This is a genomic window from Dehalococcoidia bacterium (genome assembly GCA_041653995.1).
Classification (GTDB): domain Bacteria; phylum Chloroflexota; class Dehalococcoidia; order GIF9; family UBA5629; genus CAIMUM01.
The window spans coordinates 1063174-1088746 of record JBAZEK010000001.1; the positions used below are offsets into that span (position 1 = coordinate 1063174).

Here is a 25573-nt window from a genome sequence, read left to right on the forward strand (position 1 = left end):
GGTCTTAAGGAGGAAAATATGATTCAGGGCATAGAAAATTATATAAATTTAACAGATACCAAGAATGAATGGGCAAAATTTCTAAATGGCTTTGAATGGCATTGGTTCTTTACTCTCACATTTGATAAAAAGGTAAGTGATGACTTGGCATACAAGCAATTCTTTAGGTGGAAGAATTGGATAAAGAGTTCAGTAGGACACAGAATTTTCTATCTAATTATTCCTGAGCGTCCCAAGTATAAGGGAGATAATACTCATATTCATGGATTTCTTAATGGTGTTGAAAATGAGAAACCCTACATATGGAGAAGGAAATGGGAGGCAATGGCAGGCTTTTCTCGGATTCAACCCTATGATAGTTCAAGGGGTGCAAGCTATTATCTAGCGGATAAAATTGTATTTAAAGAAGAGGATATTTATCATAGCAAAGACCTAAATATGATAAAGATAAATACACTCAATTAAATCCATTATATATATCAATATGATTATTACTACAAACATCAATATTTATTTCTTTTACTTTTACTTTTCCTTATGCCCCTTTTTTATTTTTGCCCCAAATATGAATTAAATATAAATATCTACAATTAATTGCATAAAATTGGGGCATAGGGAAAAAATCACATATAAAATTCAAATAGAAAGTCAGGAGGAATCAGTAAGTAAAATGAGTACAATAATTTCAAAACCTACGACAATTCAAATTAGCATGCTTGGGACACATGCCTTTTGTGAATATAGGATATATCTTGAGCTTGTTATGGGTTTTAAAGCACGAGGTACACCAGAAATGCTTGAAGGCACAAAAGCACACTCAAGGATAAATACGATGGCTTTCTTAACGAGAGATTCAAATATTAGCATTGAGGATGCGTTGCTCCAAGCAGAGTCAGACGGAAGAGAAATAACAAAAAGGAACGTACGGGTAACAGGTAAGATACTACGTGGGAATATCGATGAAATTCACATTGGGCCAAAAGAAATTACGATTATAGATGATAAAAAATGGGCAGAGCATTATCCATCATATAAAAATCAAGTCTTTGGCTATTGCCTTGCGTTTAAAGAACAATACAACCCAAAGCAGCCGATATACGGTGCCATAAAGAATTATCAGTCTGGAAAGGAAGTCTGGAAAAAACAATTTTCAGTTTTGGAAGAGGAATATATAAACGGCATTGTTCAAAGAATACTGGGGATAATTCGTGAGGATATCACTCCAAAACCCATTGGTGTTAGAGAAGTATGCTGGCAATGTGGATTTAAAAATTACTGCAATGTAAGGACACGATAGCAAAATGGTGGAAAAAGGAAAAAGAAGAAACTAACTACTATACTGCCTTGAAACCCACAATAAAGTAATTTGATTTATCAAATATAAGTCTTATCTTGTGTTCTGAATTATCCTTGCCGGCCAGGGCAATTAAGAATGATAGCTTCTTTGGATTAGTAACTGTCTTAGAAATTGGACGATGGACAATAAAACCCTCAAGTTCAATCTTCACATATCTACAGCCAGTCTTCGGATATGGCAAATCCTTCTCTTCCACAATATCTATATATTTGCATATGGCTGAATTTGTCCTTCTTGGCATATTTATTTCCTTTCTTCCCTTTTCCGCTAAATTTAAACTAAATATAAATATCTACAAATTATTATATTAAATCCACAACCAAATTTGAATATGAATGCCACAGATAAATGGCGGAAAAGAAAAAGAGTCTTAGAGATATTATTATTTTGTATTATTTTCTTTAATAGTCAGATAGCAAGTGTGGCTAAGGGCAATTTTACCTTTAAAAATATTGAATCTGGTTGTCATTTGTCTAGTGCTTTAAAAATAGAAAACCTTCACGTGTGAGAAATGCCAGTAGCACGTGTATTAGAAGCGGCATTTTAAATAAAATCTTAGCCCAAAGTCATAGCAAATATAGATTGTTGCATGCGTCCTTTTAATACGATAGAATACGGTCAATGTAGTGAGGCTGGGGAGATGAAATATTTACTTGCTTGTTTCATAGCACTATTCGTTATATCAGCCTGTGCATCTCAAGTCCATGTTGGTGACCAAGCTCCAAACTTCACACTGACAGATATAAATGGTAAACGTATTAGTCTGCAAGATTTTCGTGGCAAGCAGGTTGTTCTTTATCTTTGGTTTTTATATTGTCCTGAATGTACAGAAGACCTTGCTGAGATTCAAGAGTTGAATAATAATAGTGACGAAAGAGTCATTAAGTTCCTAACCATTAACCCAGAAAATTCATCAAAAGACGTTGCGGATTTTTTCACTAAAAATGGATATAGTTTCCCAGTTTTGTTTGATTTAGATGGAAGTATTTACAAGCAATATAATTTACGACCTCGGTCTGCACCCTACACAATAATTATTGCTCCTGATGGAAAGATTAACAATATTACAGTGGGGAATCTTCATTATCAAGGTGGTTTAAAACGGTTAATTGGAGATAACGTAACATCCTTCAGTCCAAGTGCACAAACTCAAAAGACTCCAATAATTATCGTACCCAGTTTACAATCTCATGGTGTCGATGAACTTGCTTATGTATCTAGCGAAACGAACACGAACTCTATATATGTCGTGAATGCAAACGGGGAATATATTGCTAACTCATCTGGAAAAATGGATGCATTATACCATGTTAGTTGGTCGCCAAACGGAGATAAGATTATTTTTGAAGTGGTTAAAGATATCAATATAGACCAGAGAAATATGACCCTTATTTCTTCGTCTGATATTTATTCTCTTGATATTAAAGACCATGAAGAGCGTAGACTTACTTCAAATTATCCGTATAGCAATTGTTCTCCCACATGGATTGAAGACGATAAAATCGTATTTTATTCAACAAGGGGAAGTTCGTATGGCAGTTTTTTACAAAATATATACATCATGAACGCAGACGGAAGTAATCAGATAAATTTAACTAATTGTGCAGAGAATGTACCTATGGTATTAGAACCAATATTATCGCCTGACCACTTGTCTGCAGCATATATTACGGGTAAGTTATTCGATGAAGATATATATGTGATAAACCTAGTGAATGGAAATAAATTTGAAATAGGCCATAATCCAACATTTGCACCCTGGACTTGGTGGTCTCCAAACAGTAAACAGATAGCGTATATATCTGCCTCTCTAAACGGGGGGCCTGAATCATTTTATCTCTACGATGTCGAAAAACAGAAACCGATAAAATACTATGATAGCCCTCAATCTTATTCTATTATGGAAATAGCATGGTCGCCAGACAGTAACAAAGTCGCTATTTTTGAAAAACCGCAGAGCTTGTATGTTTTAGATTGTCTGAGTTCCAAGTTTACAAAACTTGATGGGATATGTGACTGGGTAGTAGAGATGAAATGGATACCTAATAACCAACAAATAGCCATTATTGGTGACAGGTTTACAAACAGAAACTTGTATGTAATTGATATTGGTGAGCAGAGTAAGCATAAAATCAATCCAGAGGGAACGGCAGTCGAGTCGTATCGATGGTCAACTGATAATACAAGAATCATTTATTGCTTAGATGATGGATATCTTTACACAACTTTCCTACCCAACTTAAATACCATAAAACTAATGCAACTTAATAAAAATACGATAAAAGGGTTAGCTTTGTCACCAGACGGTTTATTAATCGCTGTTGCTCTGAGTGACGATACTCTAACTGTAATTTCATTAAACAATAACAAGGTGTGCTTGTTAACTAATGATTATTACAATATTGGAGCAATTTCTTGGTCGCAAAACAGTAACATACTTGCATTTGAATACGGAACTTTATGGGATAGTCCGTTTGTATGCAGTAACATTCAAATCATCAATTTCGAAAACGAGGAACAGTTCATTAAATTAGATAAACCAATCTCAGGACGCTCTCCAATTTGGGCGAGAAAGGAAAAATAAGAAATTTCAAAAATGGAGACTGAATATGACTGGCGAATTGGGAAATTTTGTTATCGTCATGGGATTACCCTGTTTAGGAGCGCTGTTAATAGCTTTTTGTTCATTACCAACCGATAAATGGACAATAAAACACACTTTTATGTTGGTGGGAACTTCACTAATTTTTATTAGCTTTATTTTGCAAGCATATCAGATTATTGATAAATACCCTGATAAAAATGAATATATATTTGGATGGTGGATTGTCGGTTTAGCTACCGTTATCATGGCTATAATAGGGCAAATTATTAGAATCAGATACGGTAAAAGTTGGTTCCAATAGGATAATAAAATAGTGGGAAAGGAAAGAGAAGGAAATTTAATTAGCTATCTATATTTAAGATAAGAGTGACTTATAGAACTTCATTGAGGTTGGGAGATGCAACAACAGTATCAATGCCCTAATTGTAGGTATCCAGTTGCTTATGGGAATAATTTCTGTGGACATTGTAGACAACAACTAATCTGGCAACAATTAATGCCACCTTCACCACCAGTACACCATCAGCAAACACCACAAGGCATTATTGGGAAATCACACGAGCAAAACACTTCTGGACAAGGTGGTCAATCAATAATACCCGATGAAAAGCGTATTAAACTTCCAAAACTCAATATTCGTTTCGACTTTGAGTTGTTTCAAGCAATTGAGGACAATGACCGTAAACTGGCTGAACAGCTCAAAGCAAAATATGGGGATGATGTTTATAATTCCAATTTTTATAACCTGCTTAGTATCGAAGACGCTAACTCAGTAGACTCACTTCATCTTAAACTAGTATCAGTTGAAAAAATGAATTTCAATGATATTTTATGCGAAAGTATCAAAATAGAGACTGAAAAAGTACGCAAAAGGATAGAGGAGCTTGAGAATATAAAAAATTTACGCAACGGGATTGAGGAAGTGTAAGGAACTGACTAAACCCCTGAAACTGGCAGCTCGAGTAAGAAAAATGGCGGGAAAGAAAATTTGATTTATATGTTATGGGATGATACGTATCGTAAAGATGCAGCGGAGTATGAAATCTATCTGCGTATGCATCATAAAGAAAAAAACGATTACGAGAAGCTTTTATCTAATCTTGAACGTGAGTGGTCAGAAAAATCAGTTAAAGAAGAAAACTACATATCGCTTAAAAAGGAATACACAGCGAAACTACAGGAAACAAAGAAGTACATTTCAAAGCTGAAATTCCAGATTACAGCACTCATTAAAAAATGTAATAAAGACATAGATAAAATCGATAGCCAAATTGAACAAATTAAATTGCGGCACAAAGTTGGTGAATATTCAGAGGAGAAACTCAAAGAACTATTATCACCATCTGAAACAGAAAGAAGGCAATTTGAATCCTTAATAATCGAACTGAAACGCATACATGGCTTGAAATATATACCTAAACCAACTACCGATGATGTTGTATCAGAAACAGAACCGAGTCAGCCTAGAAGGTCTCCTATCCCAACGTCATCTACTTCTATTTCAACAGCTGAAGAGCAAGCCCCCGAAATATCAGCACCAATGAGTTTTGAAGAACCGCCTCCTATTTTGGTACCTGCTGTATTTAAAAAGTCTTCACCTGTAAGAGTAAAGAAGAGTCTGTGGATTATGGCTTCGATTACTATGTTTGTAATATTAATTCTCTGTTTTGTTATTTGGAATATAGAAGTGCATAAAAAGGTAATCCCTCAGATTGGAGACCAAGCTCCAAACTTCTCTCTCCCAGATATGAATGGTAAAACGGTTAACCTTCAGGACTTTCACGGAAAGGGTGTTGTTCTTTACCTTTGGGACACATCATGTCCTTACTGCAAAAATGACCTTAGCTGGATAAATGAATTAAATGGCTGCACCTATGACGAAGCAATAATATTTTTAACTATTAATATCTCAGATTCACGTGGAACAGCTATTAAATATTTTGAGGAAAATGGATATAGTATTCCCGTTTTAAATGATATGCGTGGGACGGTTATTAAGCAGTATGTAAAGTACACCTTAGGCCATACGTATCCAGATACTATTCTTATTGGTTCAAATGGCCAGATTCGTAATGTAAAAGTCGGGCCCTTCCAAAGCAAGACTGAATTAAAAACATTTATAGAATCAGGTTTAACCCCCCGTTGGGATAATACTCCTCCACAAATTTATGATATTAATCTTTCTAAGGCCTCTATTTTGAGTTGGAAAACGGATGAGGAAACACATAGTAATATACAAGGGTTTCGTAATAGTGTCGGAGGTGCTGGAGTCACTCTTGGTGAAAATTGGACAAGATATCATAGCGTAAATGAAACAGTTTGCACTAATGGCTACTATGACCAAATTCAAATCAACTCGTATGACCGCTGCGGTAATTCTGCTTCAAAAGTTTTTACACTGCCCAACTGCATAAATTTAGGTTGTAGAGCTCCTGATTTCACAGCAACTTCAACTAATAATCAGGATATAACGCTGTCCGCAGTACCTAGCAAAATGACTCTACTTCACTTCTGGCTACTCGGATGTGGTGCATGTGAAAAGGAACTTCCATTAATCCAAAAACTATATTATGAGCGTCCTAGAGAAGAACTTGAGATATTGGCTGTGAATGTTAGAGGTGACATATACAGCATAAATGACTTCGTTACTGCAAATGGTTATAGATTAATTATTTTACTAGATACAGAAGGCATAATAGATGCCGCCTATCATAATCCAAGGTTCCCCACAACCTTTTTATTGGATTGCAATAAGGTAATTATTAACAAGCATGACGGTGCCTTTCAAAATTATGAAGAAATCGTTGATTTTGTAGGTCAGTATCCAAAACTTCCTGGTAAATAGATAATTTCTTGATATTAAGAAATCGAGGTGTACTGGTCTGAACCCCTGAAACTGGACAGCTTGAGTAAGAAAAATGGCGGAAAAAGAAATGCAACAGGAGGAGCATCCCCTAAATATGGGGAAGCTACTTGTGAATTTCCAATCACTTGAGATAGCTCTCCGTCTATTTCTTTATAATGATGAAATTGCCTCTAGAGTTTCATCTCCTCAGGCGGTAAACCTAAATGCTATGAATGCGGGGGATATAGTAGCTGAAAATGCGTTCACAAACTATGATAGTCTAAGTCAACTCATTGATAAATATAATAACCATCCCAACATCATATCGACAGGTCTAACCATTGATAAGACTTTAGTGGACATACGTGATGCAATAGCTCATGGAAGAGTCGCTGGAGTCACTCCTTTGCTTGTGCCTCCTTTAAAACTAATGAAGTTTGATAAACCAAAGAACAAAAGTGTGAAAGTAACATTTAGCGTTTTATTGACAAGGGAATGGTTCATTCTAGAGATGGCTAAGGTTCAAGATGCAGTTTTTAAAGTCTTTCAAGCTATCCAAATAATACAGAGTGCTAAGACATAAGTGGTGCCCTCTGAAATCGCTCTGAGGGGCTGAAATCAGGGTGTTGCATATTGAACATGACGGATTCCACCTGTCATTACTATTCCAGCTTAATTAGAGCCTTTAAAGTATTAAACAGTAAAGGTAATAACTCTACTTCCTTTCCCTTAAGCCCCTTTATTATTTCTTCGCCTAAGTTTCCGTTCAAGTGAATTATGTCGCTTTTAAGACCAACAAACGCTGGTACACCATAAACACGTTTACGTTCAAGCCAATTATGTCGTTTTGCATATATTATTTCCAGCTTAAATTAACTACAGAAAAATGGGGCAAAAAGAGAAAAAGGGGAATTATATATCAATTTATTGTCAATAATCTTTGAAATACTATTACTTCATCTGAGAGAGATGCCAGCAGCTAAGTGTAACGGCATTGAATTTTAAATAACTTCTCAGCCCAAAGTGGTAACGCATATAGGTCTATTGCATAAGTATTGTTCATATAATAGAATACGGTCAATGTAGTGAGGCTGGGGAGATGAAATATTTACTTGCTTGTTTCATAGCACTATTCGTTATATCAGCCTGCACACCAAATAACTCAATAAACAACGTTGAGACATTCCCAAAAATCGGAGATAAGATACCGAATATCTCATGGACTACTATCAATGGCGAAAAGATTGATTTAAATCAGTTTAAAGGCAGTTGGGTGCTACTATGCTATTGGTGCTCTTGCCCTGTACATAGGAATGACATACTGACTATTCATAATGTTTATGATTCATTATATGATAAGAATCTCGATGTCATTGTAATTAATGATACTTATGCTCAGATAGAATTAGAGGCATTTGGAAAACAAAACAATGTACCGTTTTATTTAATTGAAGATAATCAAAAAACAATTGATAAACTTGTACCATTTGGCAACAGGCCAATATATCTCTTAATTGATGGGAGTGGGGATTTACATGCTATCGAAATAGGTACATTTCGCTCTGGCGAAAATAGCGTTAACAATGTAATCAATTTCCTTGATGATGTGATTAAGGTAAGAATCGATAATATTACAGTCACTAATATTACTTCAAATAGGGCAACTGTGAGATGGAAAACAGATAAGGCAGTACCGTGTTGGTTGGAAATTCACCCCCAAGGTGACCCAATCGGAAAGTGCATCGGCAAGACAAATCCAAATACATTTCATGAATTGATATTAAACTGTAATCCCAACACAGCTTACACTTTTAACGTAGCTGCTAGTGGATTAGATAATTCTTTAATTAACGATGCAAGCAATCGTAGTAGTGAATTTTCATTTCAAACATTACCAAATTGGGTTACTTCTTTATATGAGGTTGACTCTACTAAACCAAAAATATCGAATGTTAAAGTTTCTATAATTACAGATACGAGTGCAGAGTTATATTGGGAAACTGATGTGGAAGCTCAAGTCACCGCTACAATCTGTAAATATATATCCAGTACTGATGCGCCCTTAAACTCCCAGAAAATTGATTTTATAGAAGACATATATTTTACAAAGAAACATAGCTTTACAATTAGCTCTCTTGAGCCAAGACGATTATATGACGTTGGTTTAAATGCCAAAGATAGAATGGGAAGGGTTGCCGATTACAGTGTCGAATTTTTAACACAACCTTCAAATTATACTCACGGAGCGAAGATATCCAATATATCTTTATATGACATCACGGACAGGAGTGCTAAATTAAAATGGTCAACTGACAAGTCAGTATGGAGTTCAGCCTGCTATAAATATGAGTGCTCTTCTGGGGACATCAACACTGAGCATTCATATACACTATCCTATGGTCTGGAACCCGATACAGAATACTGGGTGCAAATTCTAGCACATGGGGAATCGGTATCTGATGTATTCAACTTCAGAACATTAAAGACAACAGATAAGGTAGATATGAAATGAAAGAAAATCAAAAGGGAGGTAAAGAAGATGGTAGCAAATAAGAAGAAGTATTATGCAGGGGAATCAGCTAAAGTCTCTGGCAAATACAACGAATGCAGATTGGGCACAGGCAAAACAGGAGTAACAGCAAATGTCAAGAAGGGGGATACACTCCCACCACATAAAATAGGAGCTCATTGGGAGTTATCAAGAAAATCTAAATAATATAGACATATTTAAGAAAGTGGTGACTTATAAAACTTCATGCTGTCCTGAAAGCTGAATGACCGAGTATATCTTTGCACCATAATAAAGTTCAGCCAAGGCACCGTTAAAATGTACTACAGAATTGTTCTAAAGGGCCAAAATGGGGTATATAATATAGGGCATGACAGATTCTTCCTGCCTGAGCTTTTCAAGCTTAATTATTGAACAAATAACTATGAAATCCTGATTGCTAACGAGGTAACTGATTTGAGCCGTTCACATCTTTGTAGACTTGAAGAGCATCCTCAAAGGATAAAGATTTTGAATACCTTTCAACCATAGAAATGCTTTCCCAACCGCCTAGATTTTGCACAATACGAGTGGATAACCCAGACTTAATATTGTGAATACAAAACCCTCTTCTATAGCTATGGGCGTTGGACTTAATGCCAGTTTCTTTAGACAATCGTTTAAGCATAGTTTTAATGCCAGCTCTTGATATTTCAAAACTATCATGCTCATCAAACCACTTTCCGATAACACCATTACCAGCTAAAGCCTTACGATACTTGTTACCCTTGCCCAGAATGGTTACTGTACCTTCACCCCAGTCAAAGTCTTTAGCGTGCACATTAGCACATTCACTCAGCCTTACTCCTGAGTACCATAAGAAACTAATTAATGCTCTATCACGTTCACAATGACAATGATTTATCAGAACTTCTAATTGTTCTTTTGATACCGCAGGCAATAGCTTCTTTTGAATTTTTGGGCTAGGAACTTTGTCAATAACCTTGTCGTGAATATAGCTATTGCTGTATAGCCATGAAATGAGAGTTTTGAGAGCTTGATAGAATCTTGCTTTGCCATTATGACAGGTAAGTGATTTTAGATAAGCATTAACTCCATCTGGACTTAGGGGATAACCAATAAAATGAGTTAAAGTATATTCGTAAAATTCAATAGTTCGCTTACTACAACCATCGGGGCGAGAAGAAATAAACTTCTCCAACAATTCTTTTGTGAACTTTTTGTAGCTAACTTGTGAATATTGTGAAATTGAGCTGTAGTTTTCTTTGGTGGGCGATACTGGATTTGAACCAGTGACCCCCTGTGTGTAAGACAGGTGCTCTAACCGCTGAGCTAATCGCCCTGGGGAGTGGCACGCCTGGTGGGGCTTGAACCCACGGCCTCAGCCTCCGCAGGGCTGCGCTCTATCCACTGAGCTACAGGCGCATAAAATGGTGCCGAAGGTGGGAGTTGAACCCACACATCCGTTACGGATACTACGCCCTGAACGTAGCGCGTCTGCCATTCCGCCACTTCGGCCCTGGGCAGCACAGGATTTGAACCTGTGACCCCTTGCGTGTGAAGCAAGTGCTCTAACCGCTGAGCTAGCCGCCCTCTAACGCTATATTTTATTCTTTAACAAGGTTTAAAAGCAAGGCGAACCGCCCCGTACAATCATAGTTCATCAGGATTTATAAGCCCGCGCTGTGGACATCCCTCTACTCCAATGCATATAATTCAACTACACCCATGTTATCTTTTAAGCCGCTTGAAGCCGGCCCATCATCGCTGCTGAGTGTCCTCATCCTGCTTGCCGTGCTGGCTGTGGCCTGTGCATCACCCCTGCCGTCGCAACCGACGCCGGGCGACGATAATTCTCAACCCACGGCTGAGCCGGCGCAGATACCGGCTGCTCCTCCACCGGAACCGGCTGAATCCGAGAACGTCTCCACAACAGTTGCCACTCCGGGATCGCCCGTCCGGATAAAGCTTATCCACTACAGGGGCACGCTCAGCAGGATCGGTTGCTGCAATCCGGGACTTTACGAGAGAGATGAATTCGTTGTCATCCAGAATGTCGGAGATACGTATGTCGATATCGTCGACTGGCGTCTGACCAATATTACCAGGGGCTATCCCACTTTCATATTCCCGTCGCACTTCCCCTGCGTCCCCTACGAGCTGCCGCCGCCGGACCCGACCGAGGAAATAATATCGACCGAAAGCTATTACTCCTTGACCAAGAACCCGGCGCAGTCCGAGATCTACAGGTTCACGACAAATCCCCAGCAGTCCAAACCGACCAATGTGCCCAACAGTGAAATAGACTGGGCTTCATGCACGCCGGTGGAACCGCTGGACGAGACGCCCATGCAGCCGATAGCGGGCGAACAGGGAGTGCCGCCGCAGTGCATCCTCTACCCCGGTCAAACGATACTGGTATTCACAGATGAAATTCACTGCCAGACCGGAGGCTTCTCCTTCAACTGGGGACTGGGCAATATCTGGAACAACGTGACCGCCGATACGGCCGCGCTGTATAACGCCCGCGGCGAAGAGGTATCGCGCAGGAGCTACCTTGTCGGCAGATAGCGGCATGTTTTTCTCCCCGAATTATTAAGTTTATTGATTTATTTAATACCTGTGTATATAATCAAGAAAATGGTTAAACATAGTCCGCCGGAAATACGTTTTCTCTATGGATAGTTATGGATGTGATGGAGAGATGAAATGCAGCAATGGATAAGATGCACCAGATGCGGCGCCAATAATGCTCCCGGACAGAAATTCTGTAACGCATGCGGTACACCCCTGCCGACCGTCTGCCCCAATTGCGGAACCCCGGCAGGTCCCGGCAGCACTTTCTGCGCCAGGTGCGGCATGACATTCAGCGGTATGCCCCAGCAGACCGGATATTACCCTCCGCAGCAGCCGGGATATCCTCAGCAACCTGGCTATCCGCAGCAACCGGCATATCCGCAACAGCCGGGCTATCCTCAGCAACCGGGCTATCCTCAGCAACCGGGCTATCCGCAACAGCCGGGATACCCGCAACAGCCTGGATATCCGCAGCAGCCCCCCGGCTACCCGCCTCAACAGACCGGCTATTATCCTCCGCAGCAGCCGGGTTATCCTCCACAGCCGGGATATCCGCAGCAACCGCCCGGTTATCCGCCGCAGCCGGGATATCCGCAACAGCCCGGCTATCCCCAGCAACCGGGATATCCGCCGGGCTATCCTCCGCAGCAGCCGCCACGCGGAGCGTATCCGCCGGGCGCAAGGCCACCCCAGCAAGGCGGCGGCAAAGGCATGCTCATATTGCTGCTGGTTGTTCTGATTGCCGGCCTGGCAGGCTTCGGTTACTGGGCTTACAGCCAGGGCTACCTCAAGGGCATACTTAACTTCGGCAGCGATAACACCACCACCTCCACAGGGAAACAGAAGGACACTGTGCCGCCCACCATCAGCGGCGTAGAAGTTAGCGCCAAGGCCATAAACGAAGTCGGCATTATCTGGAAGACGGACAAGCCATCCAGTTCTCAGGTGGAATGGGGTCCCAAGGGATCGTTCGGCAACAAGACGACACTACAGGATGACCCCGTGAGCGGTACCAGCATCGGTGTCACCGATCACGGGGTTATCGTCAAGGGATTAACGGCAAATACTGAATACCAGTACCGTGTGTTATCACATACCGACGGCAACGTTGACGCCGTATCCGCCACCAATACTTTCACGACACCTTCGGCAGATTAACCCTCCTTTTCGCTGCGTTTACAGATTTTCTAATGTATCAATCAACAGTACCCTGCCCTAAATGCGGCGCGCAGAACCTGCGGGGACAGTGGGTATGCGCGTACTGCGGAAATACGCTTGTCGTTTATTGTCCATCCTGCCATACCGGCAACGCCATCGACAGCCAGTATTGCCACGCCTGCCATGCAGTTCTCGCGTATACCGGCGTTCCGCCGGCTCAACCACAGTATCAACCCCAACCCCAGCAGCCTCAACCATATCCGCAGTACCCGCAATATCCTCCCGGGCAAACTGACCAGGGCCAGTACCCTCCGCAGTATCCACCCTACCCTCCACCCGGTTATCCACCACAGCAACCACCCTACCCGGACTACCAGGCCGGATACGGCCAGCCCGGCGATTATAAACCATACTCGGTTCACGGCGGCGAAGCCTACGCCGGAGGCGGGCTGGACGGCCTGATCGACAGGCTCAAAGAGTTCGTGCGCAATACCAATCCCATTCTCCTCTCTTCGCTGGTGGTGCTGGTAGTCGGTCTGACCATCTTCCTCATCCTGGCCTTCCAGTTCGGCTGGATCAAGACGGGTTCGGCGCCCAAAGTAGAAACAGTTAAAGATACCACAGCTCCTGTGATAACTTATTTAACTTATGAGCCCGGTGAAAATAGAAGCATTATAATAATTTGGGCAACCAATGAGCCAGCAAGTACGCGGGTCGAGTGGGGTATCGCACCTGTTTTCAACCAATTCACACTTATAGAAAACGATCCCCAAGTTGGCCAAGGTACACTTTCACATAGGGTAACATTGACTAACCTGCTACCAAACACCAGCTATATTTACCGCGCAATATCATATGACAAAGCAGGGAACAAATGCATGAGTCCTACTATGCCATTCCAAACTACGAACTACTAGTAGAAACGCACCCTGCCTCAAAGCCCGCGTAACATCCGACACCGATCATACATTGCTCCGGGCCCGCATTGGACATACAATATTAAGCATTTAAGGGATTATCATGCAGCAAAACTTTCTCTGTCCCATCTGCTGGCAAGAAAATACGGCCGGCAGCACGGTGTGCAGCCACTGCCACTCACAACTCGGCGTTCTGGGCGCCGTCAATTCCAATTGCCCCCATCCCGGCTGCCGATGGCCGCGCGTACCCTACGACCGCTTCTGCGGCAACTGCGGAAGCCCTCTGCAACCCATCTGCCCTAACTGCGGCAACAACATCTCCAGGGACTCGAGATACTGCCCCAAATGCAGCTTTTTCTGCGGCGGGGGCCGGGAAGGATTAAAATAATCATATAGCACTGCTGGAGAAGTATATGGCTGATATCCTTGACGAAGCTCAATCGTTATTACAGTGCAAGACCTGCCCCTGGTATAAGAACTGCGTCCTGCCTGTCCGCGTGACGGAGCTCGACCTGAAAAAGCAACTCGGCTCGAATATATCTTTCTCCACGCCTCCCGGCATGGAGGACCTGGGTCTCAACCAGTTGCTGGGGGGTCTGGCTTCAGCCGCCGAAAATTCGATGCTGGAAGGCTGCCCGGTTTTCATCGATAGACTGCGCTCCAATCCCAATCTGGCCCTGCGCATTAAAAAGGTCATGCAGGAGTGGTCGGACGAAAGCGGCGACCAGCAATAGCTGATGAGCGATCAGATCAAGCTTATCTCCTGGAACGTGGTCAGCATGCGAAACATGCTGGATAAGGCCAACCTGGCGCCGGACGGACAACCACATTTGCCCTTTCTCGACTGGTTGAAACGGGAATCGCCCGACGTTGTCTGTTTCCAGGAAACGAAGCTGCAGCAGTCCCAGCTCCCTCCCGCCCTCGAAAACCCGGCCGGCTACTTCACGCTCTGGAATTTCGCAGAGAAGAAGGGCTACAGCGGTGTGGCCACATTCAGCCGTAATAAGCCTCTTTCCCACAGCAGCGGGCTGGGGATAGAAAGGTTCGACAGCGAGGGCAGGGTGCTGATGACCGAACACCCCGGATTCAAACTCTTCAACATCTATTTTCCCAAGGCCTATTCGCCAAAGGAGGTGGCCACAGCCCGCAAAGAGGGCGCAGGAAATGCCGATAAAATGGCGGAACGGCTGCCCTTCAAGCTGGCCTTTTACGATGCGCTGCTGGAACACGTGGACCGATTATCGGAGCGGGGCGAAAAAATTGTTATCTGCGGCGACTTCAATGTAGCCCATACCGAGATAGACCTTGCCCGTCCCAGGGAAAACCGCGAGACCTCCGGATTCCTGCCCGAGGAACGCGCATGGATGGATAAGCTGATCGACCATGGGTACGTCGACACCTTCCGCCATATCTATAAGGACGCCGGGCATTACACCTGGTGGAGCTACCGCTTCAAAGCACGGGAAAAAGATATCGGTTGGCGTCTCGACTATTTCTTTATCTCACGCAATCTGACCGAATCGCTGACCGGCGCATTCATCCTCAAAAACGTGCTGGGATCGGACCACTGCCCGGTGGGCATAACGTTGAAAATAGGCTGAGCAGGCCTTAATATAAAGGGTATATGATCGACGCCCTGCACGAACTGAAAAACAATATAGCGCGCGTAGAGCAGAGCCATCCCCACCTGGGCAACGACCTTTCATCCACATGCGACAGGGCCATCACGGAACTGCAGGAGATCCACCGACGGCAGCGCATGGCCGGGACGAGGGATAGCGCTGAAGCCGCGCCGCGGACAACCGGGACCAATCCCCTTTCGCAGATGATCGATAAGACAGGCGCCTGTATCATAAGCGGACTGGACAGGATGGGCGACGCCATCATATTTCTCTTCGTAAAGATCGGCAGGGTATTCAGTTAGACGCCTGATTTCAATACAAAGCGGCTTCTCTGTTAAGATATTTGCATGAAAAAAACGCAGCGCATCGCTGTGATAGGCGCCGGCGCCGTGGGAAGCTATTACGGGGGACGTCTGGCCGAGGCCGGACATGATGTCCGATTCCTGGTCAGGCGTGATTACCATACCGTCAGGTCGTCCGGCCTGAATGTAACCAGTCCGGACGGGGATTTCCTGCTGGCACGTCCTTTTACAGCTGCAGACAGCACGGAGATAGGTACGGTGGACTGGGTGATCTGCGCGCTCAAGTCAACCTCCATTCATGCCGCACACAAGCTGGTCCAGCCCTGCGTGGGCGCCGACACCCGCATACTGGTGCTGATGAACGGCCTGGGATTGGAGGACCATTTCGCCGGGTGGTTCGGCCAAGAACGCATATTCGGAGGCCTGGCCTTTACCTGTATCAACAGAGGCAAGCCCGGTAACGTGCATCACCTGGCATACGGAACGGTTACACTGGGACACTACAAAAACGATCAAGGCGAGATCGACAAAGCCCTTGCGCTGTGGTCGGGCAGCAAAACCAGCGTTGTCTCAGCGTCCTCGCTTTTGAAGGCCCGCTGGGAGAAGCTTTGCTGGAATATACCTTTCAGCGGCCTGTGCGTGGCCGGCGGAGGTATCACGACCGACCGCATCATGGCGGACGAAGGACTGCGCGCCGCTGCAAAGGCATTGATGCAGGAAGTCATATGCGCGGGAAACGCCGACCTGGCATATCACGGCGAAAAATCCGACATCGACCGCAATACAATAATAAATAGTCTGTTTCAGAAGACTTCCACCATGGGAGCATATAAGCCGAGCACCATGATCGATTTCGTGGAGGGCAAGGCTATGGAGGTCGACGCCATCTTCGCTGAGCCGCTACGGCGCGCCCGTGAACTCAAGGTCCCCACCCACCGCCTTGCGCTGCTTACAACCCTGCTGAGATCCCTCAACCACGGCCGGCAATAGGGCCCGAGGCCGCTACGGTACCGTTATGCCCGATTCCCCTGAGATAGGCACGTATCTGAATGGACCGCTGTAATCCAGACCCTCCATGCCCATTTTAATATCGTTTACATCCCATATCGAGCTGATGATCCAGACCACCGCCACCTGTTTGCTGGCGGTAAGCTTTATTAGTATGGGGGCGAAGTCCTTTGTTCCCTGTTTATAGTACTCGATGGGGCCTATCTCGTAACCCTCAGCGACGGATCGCTGCTTCATCGCGGCCAGCGAGCTCCTTCCGGTCTCATTATCGAGGACCAGGAAAGAGGCATAACTTTTGGATGGATCATAGGTGAAGCCCTGTTCCGGCAACAACGAACATGCAAGACACGGCAACGCAAGCAGGACGAGAGCCGCCAGGGTAGCAAGAAGCAGTTTCAGACGCATCTTTTTAATTTCCTTACCGGTATTCCGTATATTATACAAAATGGCAGGCCTGGACGCCCAATTCGATGTATAATCGTCAGTAATATGAAAAGGGTCTACCACAACGATAAAATAACGGTTTTCTGGGATTCGGAGAAGTGTATACATTCCGGCAACTGCTTCTCCAACCTGCCCGAGGTTTTTAAACCGATGAGGCGTCCCTGGGTGGATATCAATGCCGCCGAAGCGGCGACTATTAAAAGCGCCATAGACAAATGCCCATCGGGCGCGCTTACCTGTGAACTGCATAAATAGCGGGTGACTGTCGTTAGGGACATTGGGGGCATGACTAAATACCTATTGATACCGGAATATCTGCTGTTATAATAAGCAGTTGGAGGTGATCTATGGGAATCCAGAATGCGGGACAGGTGCTCGGTGTCGTATGCCTGGGTCTGGCATCCCTGGCAGCATTTCTCATGGTGCCGGCGCGCGAACTGAGCATACGGGAGAGGATCGGCATACATACGTTTTACTGGGCTTTTGCCGTCTACGCAGCCTGGACCATATTCTTCATGTCGGCAGACCAGGGCTGGGAAAGATATTTTTATACCTGCATACCGTTGATGCTGGGATTGATCCTCAGCCTGTTGTCCGAGCTGCAGTCCAAACAGCCGCCCATCAATATAAACGATGCCCGTCTCAAAAAGATCGCCGTCCGGACGTGGCAAAGGCTGCCTAATCACGTGAAAAGAGGGCTGCAGAGCACCGTCATGAATATACAGGAGGTCCCGGAGTGGGACGAGCTGGACGAGGAATATTCCAGGGATTCCACGGCCAGGGCAGCGCGCTGGTATACCATCCTGCCCCTGCCGACCAGAGGTATAATACACGTATCGGAAAGCGACTGCCGAAACCTGCAGGACCAGGCTGTAGCGGCAGCCCTGGCACGCGAGTTAGGCATGGCATATCAATCCACCAAAACCCCCTTCGACAGCAACGCCATCGAAAAAGCCGGCGACGAGCTGCCTGTTAAATGGAAGTTCACTAAATAGGTCCGGCCTGTTGCATTCGTCTCATATCAACCGTATCATGGTGACGGTTCACTATCTATGCCCGCGGGGAACTGAGGAGGAGAACAGTATATGCTGAGCAAAAGCAGGACCTCTGTCAGGGCCGTCGATGTCGACGATGTGCTTTCCGAGTGGCGTTCCAGGGCGGTCACGGTTTTAACTTACGTGGTTCTGATAGTGGCGCTGCCGGCATTTGCGATTTCAGCGTTCTCCATGTACGCGTCAAAATCCTGGGCCGCGTTTGTCGTGATGAGCGCGGCTTACCTGGGGATGATCGCGCTTGCCTTATTAAAAAAGATCGATTTCAGGTTGCGGGCCTGGGTGCTGATCACACTGGGCTATATGATGGCCGCGGTCAATTTATGGTATTTCGGGTCCGCGGGTTCCGCGCGCGTTTATCTCCTGGCATTACCCATTTTGGGATTCATTCTAATCGGTACGCGCACCGGATGGGTCACCACCGCCTTCAGCGCCCTGCTCTACGCTGTTTTCTGCCTTCTTGACTATTACGCAATCCTCTCGCCCCGCTTATTGCCTCTCGATAGATTTGATTTGTTGAACTGGGTTACGACTGGTTTTACTATGATGATGCTGCTGGTTATCATCGTGATCCTGCTGATACGCATGTACCGTTTCCTGATCAACACCCTGAGGAAAGAGCGTGTCCTTTCGGCCGAGCTGGAACAGACCTACGACGCGACTCTGGAGGGCTGGGCTACTGCACTGGAATATCGCGACCTTGAAACGGCCGGACACTGTCACCGCGTCAGCGCAATAACCAAAAGGCTGGCGGAGGCCGACGGCACGGGAGCGCTCGATATAATGGACGTCCATCGCGGCTCCCTTCTGCACGACGTCGGCAAAATGGGCATACCGGACAGCGTCCTGCTCAAGCCGGGCAAGCTCACCGATGAGGAATTCAAGCAGATGCAGCAGCATACAACCTATGCGTATGAACTGTTGTCCCATATACCCTATCTCAAACATGCGCTGGATATACCTTACTGCCACCACGAGAAATGGGATGGCAGCGGCTATCCGCGCGGGTTGAAGGGCACGGATATCCCCCTTTCGGCCCGCATCTTCTCGGTGGTCGACGTCTACGATGCCCTCATCTCGGACCGCCCATACCGCAAAGCCTGGCAGGAAGAGAAGGCGATCGAATATATAAAAGAGAGATCGGGCAAAGATTTCGACCCGGCCGTGGTCCAGGCGTTTGTAAAGCTGGCCGAAGAGGAAACCGATTCGCTTTCCAGCAGCGAAGAATGACAGACCATAGCAAACCCGAGGCTATGTCGCTTCAAGCTGTTATGAAAATCCTTCTCAAGAATAATTAATCAGCCCGCTACTGAATTAGGTATGCCTACGTATTTATCAGGCGGCGCTAAGATTGTATACTTTCCACTCACTACAATGGAGGAGAAAGTATACAATGATAAAAATAATCTGCGACAGCACCGGAGACATTCCCGAGGAAATAAGAAAGCAGTACGACATCACCATCGTGCCGCTTAACGTGCAATTCGGCACCGACAGCTATCAGGACGGCGTGAACCTTACTGGAACTCAGTTCTATAAGATGCTGGTGGAGGGCAAGGTGCATCCCACCACATCCCAGCCCGCGCCCGGCGTGTTTGCCGAGGCATATGAGAAGCTGGCCAAACAAACGGATGAAATACTGGTGCTGACCATATCGGCCGGCATCAGCGGCACCTACGACAGCGCCATGCAGGCCAAACAACTTGTGGACAGCAAGCTTAAAATCGAGGTCATCGATAGCAAGTGGACCTGCGCCGGGCTGCTGCTGCCCACACTCAAAGCTGCCAGGGCGGTTGAAAAGGGCATGAAGATGGCGGAGATCACCAGTATGATAAAGGATATCCTGCCTAAGATCCGTGTCTACATGATTTTCGACACCCTGGAATACCTGAGGAAAGGCGGCCGCATCGGCCGGGCCAAGGCGCTGCTGGGGGGTATGCTCAAACTGAACCCGGTTTTGACGCTCAAGGACGGTGTAATCCACCCGGTGACTCAAGCTCGCGGCCGTGCCAAAGCCGTAGATCTATTGGTTGACCTGATTAAAAAGACCGGTAATCCTGACGAAATCGTGGTGGAAGATGCCACCACACCGGATGAGCTCGAAGACCTGGCCAAACGTATAGGCTCCGCCATCCCCAACGCCAAAATAATCCGCACCAAGGTTGGCCCCACTATCGGCGTCCACGCCGGTCCGAGGATTATGGTCGCCGGCGCAATAGCCACCGTCTGATCCTCCTCTCCATCAGTCAGACTACTGGAACCTGTGAAGAATCCCGATGTGAGCCGGGTGCGGTCTATGTCGTTATCCGGCTCACAGGTTTTTTTTGCTTTCAGCCCTTCCGCCGCCTGCAATCGATCCCATTTCAGCAGTGTTTCGGATCAACCCTGTATTAACCCAGTACCTAAGTCATAGTACCATAGTAGTATTGCTAATTTGAATATACTGAGGTTATATATATGACATATGTATATGAGGTCGGATGTGAGGGTCCCCTTCAAATCAAACTTATATACATGCAAGGGTGAGGGTGAAACCGAATAGATATGAAAAAGATCGATCTTTAAGTGAGGCATGGGCCGGCATCGACCGCGAGAGCTGTGATCAGCTGTTCAAATCGATATTTTTGAATTCCCCCATAGGTAAATACGTTGGGCAGAACGGCAAGTTCGTGCTCTTTAATCCTGCCTTTGAAAAGATCACCGGTCATAAGAAAGACGATCTCAGGGACATGCGCCATTTGAGCCTGGTCGTCCCGGCCGACAGGGAGCTCGTCAGAAGGAATGCCGTGCGCATGCTTAAAGGTTTGCGCAAAACACCCTACCGGTTCAGGGTATGTACGCGCACGGGCGAGGTGCGCTGGATAATCGAGACAGTCGTGCCCATCGTGTACCGGGGCCGGCGCGCCGTCCTGGGCAATTCCACGGACATCACCAGCCAGAAAAACCTGGGGGAGTCGTTTAAGGCAAGCGAGGAAAAATACCGCGCGCTGGTGGAGAATATCAACGACGTTTTATTCACGCTGGACACCAGGAAGACTATAACTTATATAAGTCCGGTCGTAGAGCGCGTCACCAGCTATAAAGTTAAGGAATTGCTGGGACAACCCTTTACCTCATATGTACATCCGGATGACCTGCCGGGCCTGCTGGGCAGCTACAAACGCCTGCTGTCGGGGATAGTGGAGCCATGGGAATTCCGCCTGAAGGACAGGGACGGTGAAACCAGATTCGTGCGTTCCTCCAGCCGCCCGATCTACCGGGAAAAACGCATCGTGGGGGTTTCCGGCCTGATAACCGATATAACCGAGCACAGGAAAGCTGAGGACGAGCTTGTGAGATCCAAGAACCTGTTGCAGAACGTGATAGACGCCACTCCCGACTGGATGTGCGTCAAAGATTTCGAGCATAAATACATATTAGTCAACAAGAGCTTTGCTCAGGCTCAGCACCTTTCACCCCGGGATATGATAGGCAGGCCGGATACCGACTTCTTCGCGGAAGAGCTATGCGTGGGTAATCCGGGAAAAGGCATCGCGGGATTTCACCATGACGACATGCAGGCCTTTCAGGGCCTCCTCGTGCAGAATCCCGGGACCGTTGTAACCTGGGCCGATAGCTCACAACATATTTACGATATATACAATATCCCGTTGAGGGACAACTCGGGAAATGTGTACGCCGCCCTCACGTACAGCCGCGACTCCACAGAGAGACAGAAGGCGGAGGAAGAGCGCGAGGCATCCATCAACGCCCTACAGAGGACTTTGCGGGCCCTGGTGGATACCATGGTCAAGGTGGTGGAGATGCGAGACCCATATACCGCCGAACACCAGCACCGGGTGGCCGACCTGGCGGGCGCCATTGCCAGGGAAATGAAGATGGATGAGCTGCGGATCGAACACCTGGTGATGGCGGCCAAAATCCACGATATCGGCAAGATGTATGTGCCGTCGGATATACTCAGCAAGCCCGGCAAACTGACCGACACCGAACTGGACCTGATCAAGACGCATACCCTCGGCAGCTATTCCATACTGCGGGACATCGAGTTCTCCCGTCCCATCGCCTTAATGGTCCTGCAGCACCATGAAAGGCTGGACGGTTCCGGTTACCCCCGGGGATCGACGGGCAAAGAGATGCTGACGGAGTCCAAGATACTGGCTGTGGCCGATGTGGTGGAAGCCATGTCGTCGCACCGCCCCTACAGAGCGGCGCTGGGTATAGATAAAGCCCTGAATGAAATATCAAAGAATCAAGGCAGGCTGTACGATCCCGAAGTTGTCGACGTCTGCCTGATGCTGTTTAAAGAGAAAGGATTTAAATTCGAGGACAGGTTCGTCTACAGGGACCTGTAGCTACCGCCTGCCGATATCACCGCCATCTTTCTAAACCACTTTGCTTTCCTCTACGTTTTAATATTTGATCAATATTTGAGCTGTATACTGTTTATGTAAACAGCTTAAGATGGTCAATTATAGTGCGCAGGACGTAGATAAATGCTGAAGAATTTGTACTGCCCCAGGTGCATGGCGCGGGTTATGTGCGGTGAGAGATTCTGTGGGAATTGCGGTGCAAACCTTGTATGGGCGGTGCGGCCGGCACAGTCAGGTGTGCCTGTGACGCCCATCAGCAAGGATATCTCCAGATTACTGGCAGACTTCGAGAAGCATATTAAATACAGCCATTCCAACTGAAGTAATACACCGCCCGTTTAAGTTTAAGAGTTGCATAATAAGGAAGCGCTGACCGGGTCGATGCGATCAGCGCTTCCCTGTTTTATAAGACGTCAGGCTGCTACGGCATGGGCGGCGGGGGTGGCATGGTGCCGGGGAAGGGGCCGGGGAACGGGCCGGGGAACGGAGCGGGCCGCGGCGCCGGGTATGAACGATACGGGTAGTTATACCAGGGTGTGCCGTAGGAGTAGGTCCGGTAATAGATAACGGTGGGTTGATAGGCCGGCTGCGCAGAAGTTACATACGTATTCTGCTGCCGCAGTTTGGCCTGGGCTTCAGCCAGCGATTGCTGGGTAGTATTCAGTTGCTGCTGGGTTGAAGACAACTGCTGCTGTGTAGAGTTCAGCGAGTTGTTGAGTGAGTTCACCTGGCCTTGCAGGGCCATGTACTGCTCGCTGCTTATACCAGTGGAAATGCAACCCGCAGACATCACCGTCATCAGCAATACGACTGATAGAACCGCGATAATTGCTGTCTTTTTCATTTTCACCTCCTTTTTCTTAGCATAAAGGAGGTGAACTCAGTATGCTTGACGGCAATCTGACAAGTTACTGATATCAGGCTAACAAATTATCGATCGAGGCTGAATTGTCACGGGGTTACGCTCACGGTGACCGTGGCGTTATCAGTCCCGTAGCTGTTGATGGCGGTCAAGGTAAAGCTGGTGGTTTCAGCCGGCGATACAGCCTGCGTGTATTTCGAGGCTGGAACGCCGATGCCCTGGTCAATAATGTATAAAGTAGCGCCATTCACATTCCAGGAAAGGTTGGATGTCCCGCCCTGAGAAATGCCGGTAGGCGTGGCCGTGAAAGATCTTATTATCGGCGCAGTGCCGTCGGTTAAAACGCCTACCGCAACCGTGACTTCCTTCTTTACGGAGCCGAACGTGTTGACCGCGGTCAGCTCATAAGTGGTGGAAGCGGTCGGTATCACCTTCGTCCAGCCGGAAGACGGTACGCTGCCGACATTCGGGCTGATAGAGACTGTCCTGGCCGCATCGACCGTCCAATTGAGTGTCACCTCCTCCCCCAGCATGATCGAATTGTTGCTTACGGAGAAGGTTTTAATCCGGGGCGGGTCTTTGGTCAGCGCCGGACCGGTGCTCAGGCTGGAAGCATCCACGCTGATAGTGACCGTCCTGGTTACCGAGCCGTAGTCGCTGTCGGCCCTCAATGTATATACTGCGGTCTCGGAGGGCGTTATTCTGACCGTACCCTTTAAGGCCACGCCGCCGATGCCCGGACTGATATTAATCGATTTCGCGCCGATGATATCCCATGCCAGCGTCGCTTCGTCGCCGGCTTTAATCGAGGACGGGCTGGCGCTGAAGATCGTGATGATGGGCGTCTTGGATGTGCTTACCTCCAGCGCGGCTGAAGCGGTTGTATTGCCGTTGATATTGGCCGCCGTCAGCACATAGCGGGTGGTCGCTCCCGGGGAAACGACTTTCGATCCGGTCGAAGATACGGTTCCCACCTCCGGCTGGATGGAAACCGATGTTGCGCCGGAGACGTTCCAGGATAAAGTGGACGTCTGCCCCACATAGATACCGCCAGGGCTGGCAACAAAGCTGTTGACCGTCGGCGGCTTGCCGGTGACCTCAACGGTTATCTCCCTGCTCACAGAGCCGCCGAAACGGCTATCGGCGGTCAGCTTATAGGTAGTGGTTTCATCCGGCGACATTTTCTTTGTTCCGCTGAAAGACACCGTCCCTATGCCGGGGCTGATGGAGACGGCGGTTGCCTCGCCGACATCCCACTGTAAAGTCACCTCCTGGCCGGATATAATCGTAGATGAACTGGCCTCGAAAGCTGTAATAACCGGCGGCGCAAACAGTTTTTCAATATCTCCCTTCAAAGCAACGCCCGTGACGATAAGCGCTGTAACAACAAGCAAGGCAGAGGCTATAGCAATAGTCTTTGTCCGGTTATCTTTTATCCGCTGCAGCAGTTTCGATACGACGCTATTATTCGGCGGTTGTTCCTGTCCCTGCGAATCCTGACCCGCCCATTGATTACCTTCCTGCGACTGATACCATTGCTGCTGCTGATCATGCCGGGAATCGTATGACTGGGACTGGCCCTGCGTCTGGGATCCCTGCCAGTTGAGGACGGTTTTGCAGTATGAGCACTGCGCCTGTCCGTAGACGACAGGTGTGTTGCAGTAGGGGCAGTAATACATTTGCTGCATGATATATTTTTACTTCCGTCACAGAGGTAAGTCAAGCTGTATAAATAGTCCGGTGTGCCGGGATTGTTCGATCTTCTCCCTGTGGTTGACGAAGCTTAGCATAATGCATAGTCCGGGCCGGGTCAACTCATTCTCAGATAAGGACGCCATTGCTTTCGTGCCCTTAATAAATCCTTTATAATTTGCACATAAACTATTACATATATGACAAAAGTGAAGATTTGTTATGCAGCAAATGTACTCTTGTCCAAACT

Annotated in this window: 28 protein-coding genes and 4 tRNA genes; 23 read left to right on the top strand and 9 right to left on the bottom strand. The window is 46.5% G+C overall.

What is annotated here, in order from left to right; genetic code table 11:
* The first annotated feature begins 18 nt into the window (after window positions 1-18).
* Both WC359_05190 and WC359_05195 read left to right on the top strand, forming a co-directional pair.
* A complete protein-coding gene (locus tag WC359_05190; protein MFA5399813.1) occupies window positions 19-465 on the top strand; it encodes a hypothetical protein in 447 nt (148 codons plus the stop codon).
* Between the two features lie 205 nt (window positions 466-670).
* Window positions 671-1297 (top strand): Dna2/Cas4 domain-containing protein, encoded by a 627-nt coding sequence (locus tag WC359_05195; GenBank protein ID MFA5399814.1) that lies wholly within the window; start codon window positions 671-673, stop codon window positions 1295-1297.
* Between the two features lie 37 nt (window positions 1298-1334).
* Here the strand turns inward: WC359_05195 and WC359_05200 are convergent, their stop codons facing one another.
* Window positions 1335-1598 carry a hypothetical protein gene (locus WC359_05200; GenBank protein ID MFA5399815.1) on the bottom strand — a complete coding sequence of 88 codons (264 nt, stop codon included), beginning with the start codon at window positions 1596-1598 and terminating at the stop codon, window positions 1335-1337.
* 399 nt (window positions 1599-1997) lie between these two features.
* On the opposite strand from WC359_05200, the gene WC359_05205 reads away from it, so the two are divergent.
* From WC359_05205 to WC359_05235, 7 genes are all read left to right on the top strand, one after another.
* The gene (locus tag WC359_05205; GenBank protein ID MFA5399816.1) at window positions 1998-3941 is read left to right on the top strand and encodes a redoxin domain-containing protein; all 1944 of its coding nucleotides are present in this window, start codon (window positions 1998-2000) and stop codon (window positions 3939-3941) included.
* A gap of 25 nt (window positions 3942-3966) precedes the next feature.
* Window positions 3967-4263 carry a hypothetical protein gene (locus tag WC359_05210; GenBank protein ID MFA5399817.1) on the top strand — a complete coding sequence of 99 codons (297 nt, stop codon included), beginning with the start codon at window positions 3967-3969 and terminating at the stop codon, window positions 4261-4263.
* A gap of 96 nt (window positions 4264-4359) precedes the next feature.
* Window positions 4360-4890, top strand: coding sequence for a zinc ribbon domain-containing protein (locus tag WC359_05215; protein MFA5399818.1), 531 nt, complete (start codon window positions 4360-4362; stop codon window positions 4888-4890).
* 69 nt (window positions 4891-4959) lie between these two features.
* On the top strand, window positions 4960-6807 hold the full coding sequence (locus WC359_05220) for a redoxin domain-containing protein (GenBank protein ID MFA5399819.1): 1848 nt from the start codon (window positions 4960-4962) through the stop codon (window positions 6805-6807).
* Window positions 6808-6880: 73 nt separating this feature from the next.
* A complete protein-coding gene (locus tag WC359_05225; protein MFA5399820.1) occupies window positions 6881-7390 on the top strand; it encodes a hypothetical protein in 510 nt (169 codons plus the stop codon).
* A gap of 516 nt (window positions 7391-7906) precedes the next feature.
* Window positions 7907-9319, top strand: a complete 1413-nt coding sequence (locus tag WC359_05230; GenBank protein MFA5399821.1) for a redoxin domain-containing protein — start codon at window positions 7907-7909, stop codon at window positions 9317-9319.
* A gap of 27 nt (window positions 9320-9346) precedes the next feature.
* A complete protein-coding gene (locus tag WC359_05235) occupies window positions 9347-9523 on the top strand; it encodes a hypothetical protein (GenBank protein MFA5399822.1) in 177 nt (58 codons plus the stop codon).
* Window positions 9524-9755: 232 nt separating this feature from the next.
* Here the strand turns inward: WC359_05235 and WC359_05240 are convergent, their stop codons facing one another.
* From WC359_05240 to WC359_05260, 5 genes are all read right to left on the bottom strand, one after another.
* Window positions 9756-10517 (bottom strand): tyrosine-type recombinase/integrase, encoded by a 762-nt coding sequence (locus WC359_05240; protein ID MFA5399823.1) that lies wholly within the window; start codon window positions 10515-10517, stop codon window positions 9756-9758.
* Between the two features lie 65 nt (window positions 10518-10582).
* A tRNA-Val gene (locus WC359_05245) sits at window positions 10583-10658 on the bottom strand.
* Between the two features lie 7 nt (window positions 10659-10665).
* A tRNA-Arg gene (locus WC359_05250) sits at window positions 10666-10741 on the bottom strand.
* Between the two features lie 6 nt (window positions 10742-10747).
* Window positions 10748-10834 (bottom strand) — tRNA-Leu (locus WC359_05255).
* 2 nt (window positions 10835-10836) lie between these two features.
* A tRNA-Val gene (locus tag WC359_05260) sits at window positions 10837-10909 on the bottom strand.
* Window positions 10910-11044: 135 nt separating this feature from the next.
* Between WC359_05260 and WC359_05265 the strand changes: the two genes are divergently transcribed.
* From WC359_05265 to WC359_05300, 8 genes are all read left to right on the top strand, one after another.
* Window positions 11045-11887 (top strand): lamin tail domain-containing protein, encoded by an 843-nt coding sequence (locus tag WC359_05265; protein MFA5399824.1) that lies wholly within the window; start codon window positions 11045-11047, stop codon window positions 11885-11887.
* Between the two features lie 138 nt (window positions 11888-12025).
* Window positions 12026-13051 (top strand): zinc-ribbon domain-containing protein, encoded by a 1026-nt coding sequence (locus WC359_05270; protein MFA5399825.1) that lies wholly within the window; start codon window positions 12026-12028, stop codon window positions 13049-13051.
* A 32-nt stretch (window positions 13052-13083) separates the two neighbouring features.
* A complete protein-coding gene (locus tag WC359_05275; GenBank protein MFA5399826.1) occupies window positions 13084-13968 on the top strand; it encodes a fibronectin type III domain-containing protein in 885 nt (294 codons plus the stop codon).
* 103 nt (window positions 13969-14071) lie between these two features.
* Window positions 14072-14356, top strand: coding sequence for a zinc ribbon domain-containing protein (locus tag WC359_05280; protein ID MFA5399827.1), 285 nt, complete (start codon window positions 14072-14074; stop codon window positions 14354-14356).
* A gap of 25 nt (window positions 14357-14381) precedes the next feature.
* Complete coding sequence (locus tag WC359_05285; GenBank protein MFA5399828.1) at window positions 14382-14702, top strand: hypothetical protein; 321 nt, start codon at window positions 14382-14384, stop codon at window positions 14700-14702.
* A 3-nt stretch (window positions 14703-14705) separates the two neighbouring features.
* Window positions 14706-15569: an exodeoxyribonuclease III gene (locus WC359_05290; GenBank protein MFA5399829.1), complete on the top strand. Its 864-nt coding sequence runs from the start codon at window positions 14706-14708 to the stop codon at window positions 15567-15569.
* Window positions 15570-15592: 23 nt separating this feature from the next.
* Window positions 15593-15892 carry a hypothetical protein gene (locus WC359_05295; GenBank protein ID MFA5399830.1) on the top strand — a complete coding sequence of 100 codons (300 nt, stop codon included), beginning with the start codon at window positions 15593-15595 and terminating at the stop codon, window positions 15890-15892.
* A 45-nt stretch (window positions 15893-15937) separates the two neighbouring features.
* Window positions 15938-16882, top strand: a complete 945-nt coding sequence (locus WC359_05300; protein MFA5399831.1) for a 2-dehydropantoate 2-reductase — start codon at window positions 15938-15940, stop codon at window positions 16880-16882.
* A gap of 12 nt (window positions 16883-16894) precedes the next feature.
* On the opposite strand, the gene WC359_05305 is transcribed toward WC359_05300, so the two are convergent.
* Entirely contained in the window at window positions 16895-17305 is a 411-nt protein-coding gene (locus WC359_05305; protein ID MFA5399832.1) for a hypothetical protein, read from the bottom strand.
* An 84-nt stretch (window positions 17306-17389) separates the two neighbouring features.
* Here WC359_05305 and WC359_05310 point away from each other — a divergent pair, with 84 nt between their 5' ends.
* The 6 genes from WC359_05310 to WC359_05335 all read left to right on the top strand — a co-directional run bounded on the left by WC359_05310 (window position 17390) and on the right by WC359_05335 (window position 23090).
* On the top strand, window positions 17390-17599 hold the full coding sequence (locus WC359_05310) for a (4Fe-4S)-binding protein (GenBank protein MFA5399833.1): 210 nt from the start codon (window positions 17390-17392) through the stop codon (window positions 17597-17599).
* Between the two features lie 92 nt (window positions 17600-17691).
* The gene (locus tag WC359_05315) at window positions 17692-18339 is read left to right on the top strand and encodes a hypothetical protein (GenBank protein MFA5399834.1); all 648 of its coding nucleotides are present in this window, start codon (window positions 17692-17694) and stop codon (window positions 18337-18339) included.
* A gap of 90 nt (window positions 18340-18429) precedes the next feature.
* The gene (locus tag WC359_05320; protein MFA5399835.1) at window positions 18430-19626 is read left to right on the top strand and encodes an HD domain-containing phosphohydrolase; all 1197 of its coding nucleotides are present in this window, start codon (window positions 18430-18432) and stop codon (window positions 19624-19626) included.
* Window positions 19627-19789: 163 nt separating this feature from the next.
* Window positions 19790-20626, top strand: a complete 837-nt coding sequence (locus tag WC359_05325) for a DegV family protein (protein ID MFA5399836.1) — start codon at window positions 19790-19792, stop codon at window positions 20624-20626.
* Between the two features lie 298 nt (window positions 20627-20924).
* Window positions 20925-22751: a PAS domain S-box protein gene (locus WC359_05330; protein ID MFA5399837.1), complete on the top strand. Its 1827-nt coding sequence runs from the start codon at window positions 20925-20927 to the stop codon at window positions 22749-22751.
* Between the two features lie 141 nt (window positions 22752-22892).
* Entirely contained in the window at window positions 22893-23090 is a 198-nt protein-coding gene (locus WC359_05335) for a hypothetical protein (GenBank protein ID MFA5399838.1), read from the top strand.
* Window positions 23091-23190: 100 nt separating this feature from the next.
* On the opposite strand, the gene WC359_05340 is transcribed toward WC359_05335, so the two are convergent.
* Window positions 23191-23613, bottom strand: a complete 423-nt coding sequence (locus tag WC359_05340; GenBank protein MFA5399839.1) for a hypothetical protein — start codon at window positions 23611-23613, stop codon at window positions 23191-23193.
* A gap of 107 nt (window positions 23614-23720) precedes the next feature.
* A complete protein-coding gene (locus tag WC359_05345) occupies window positions 23721-25319 on the bottom strand; it encodes a hypothetical protein (protein ID MFA5399840.1) in 1599 nt (532 codons plus the stop codon).
* Window positions 25320-25573 lie beyond the last annotated feature (254 nt).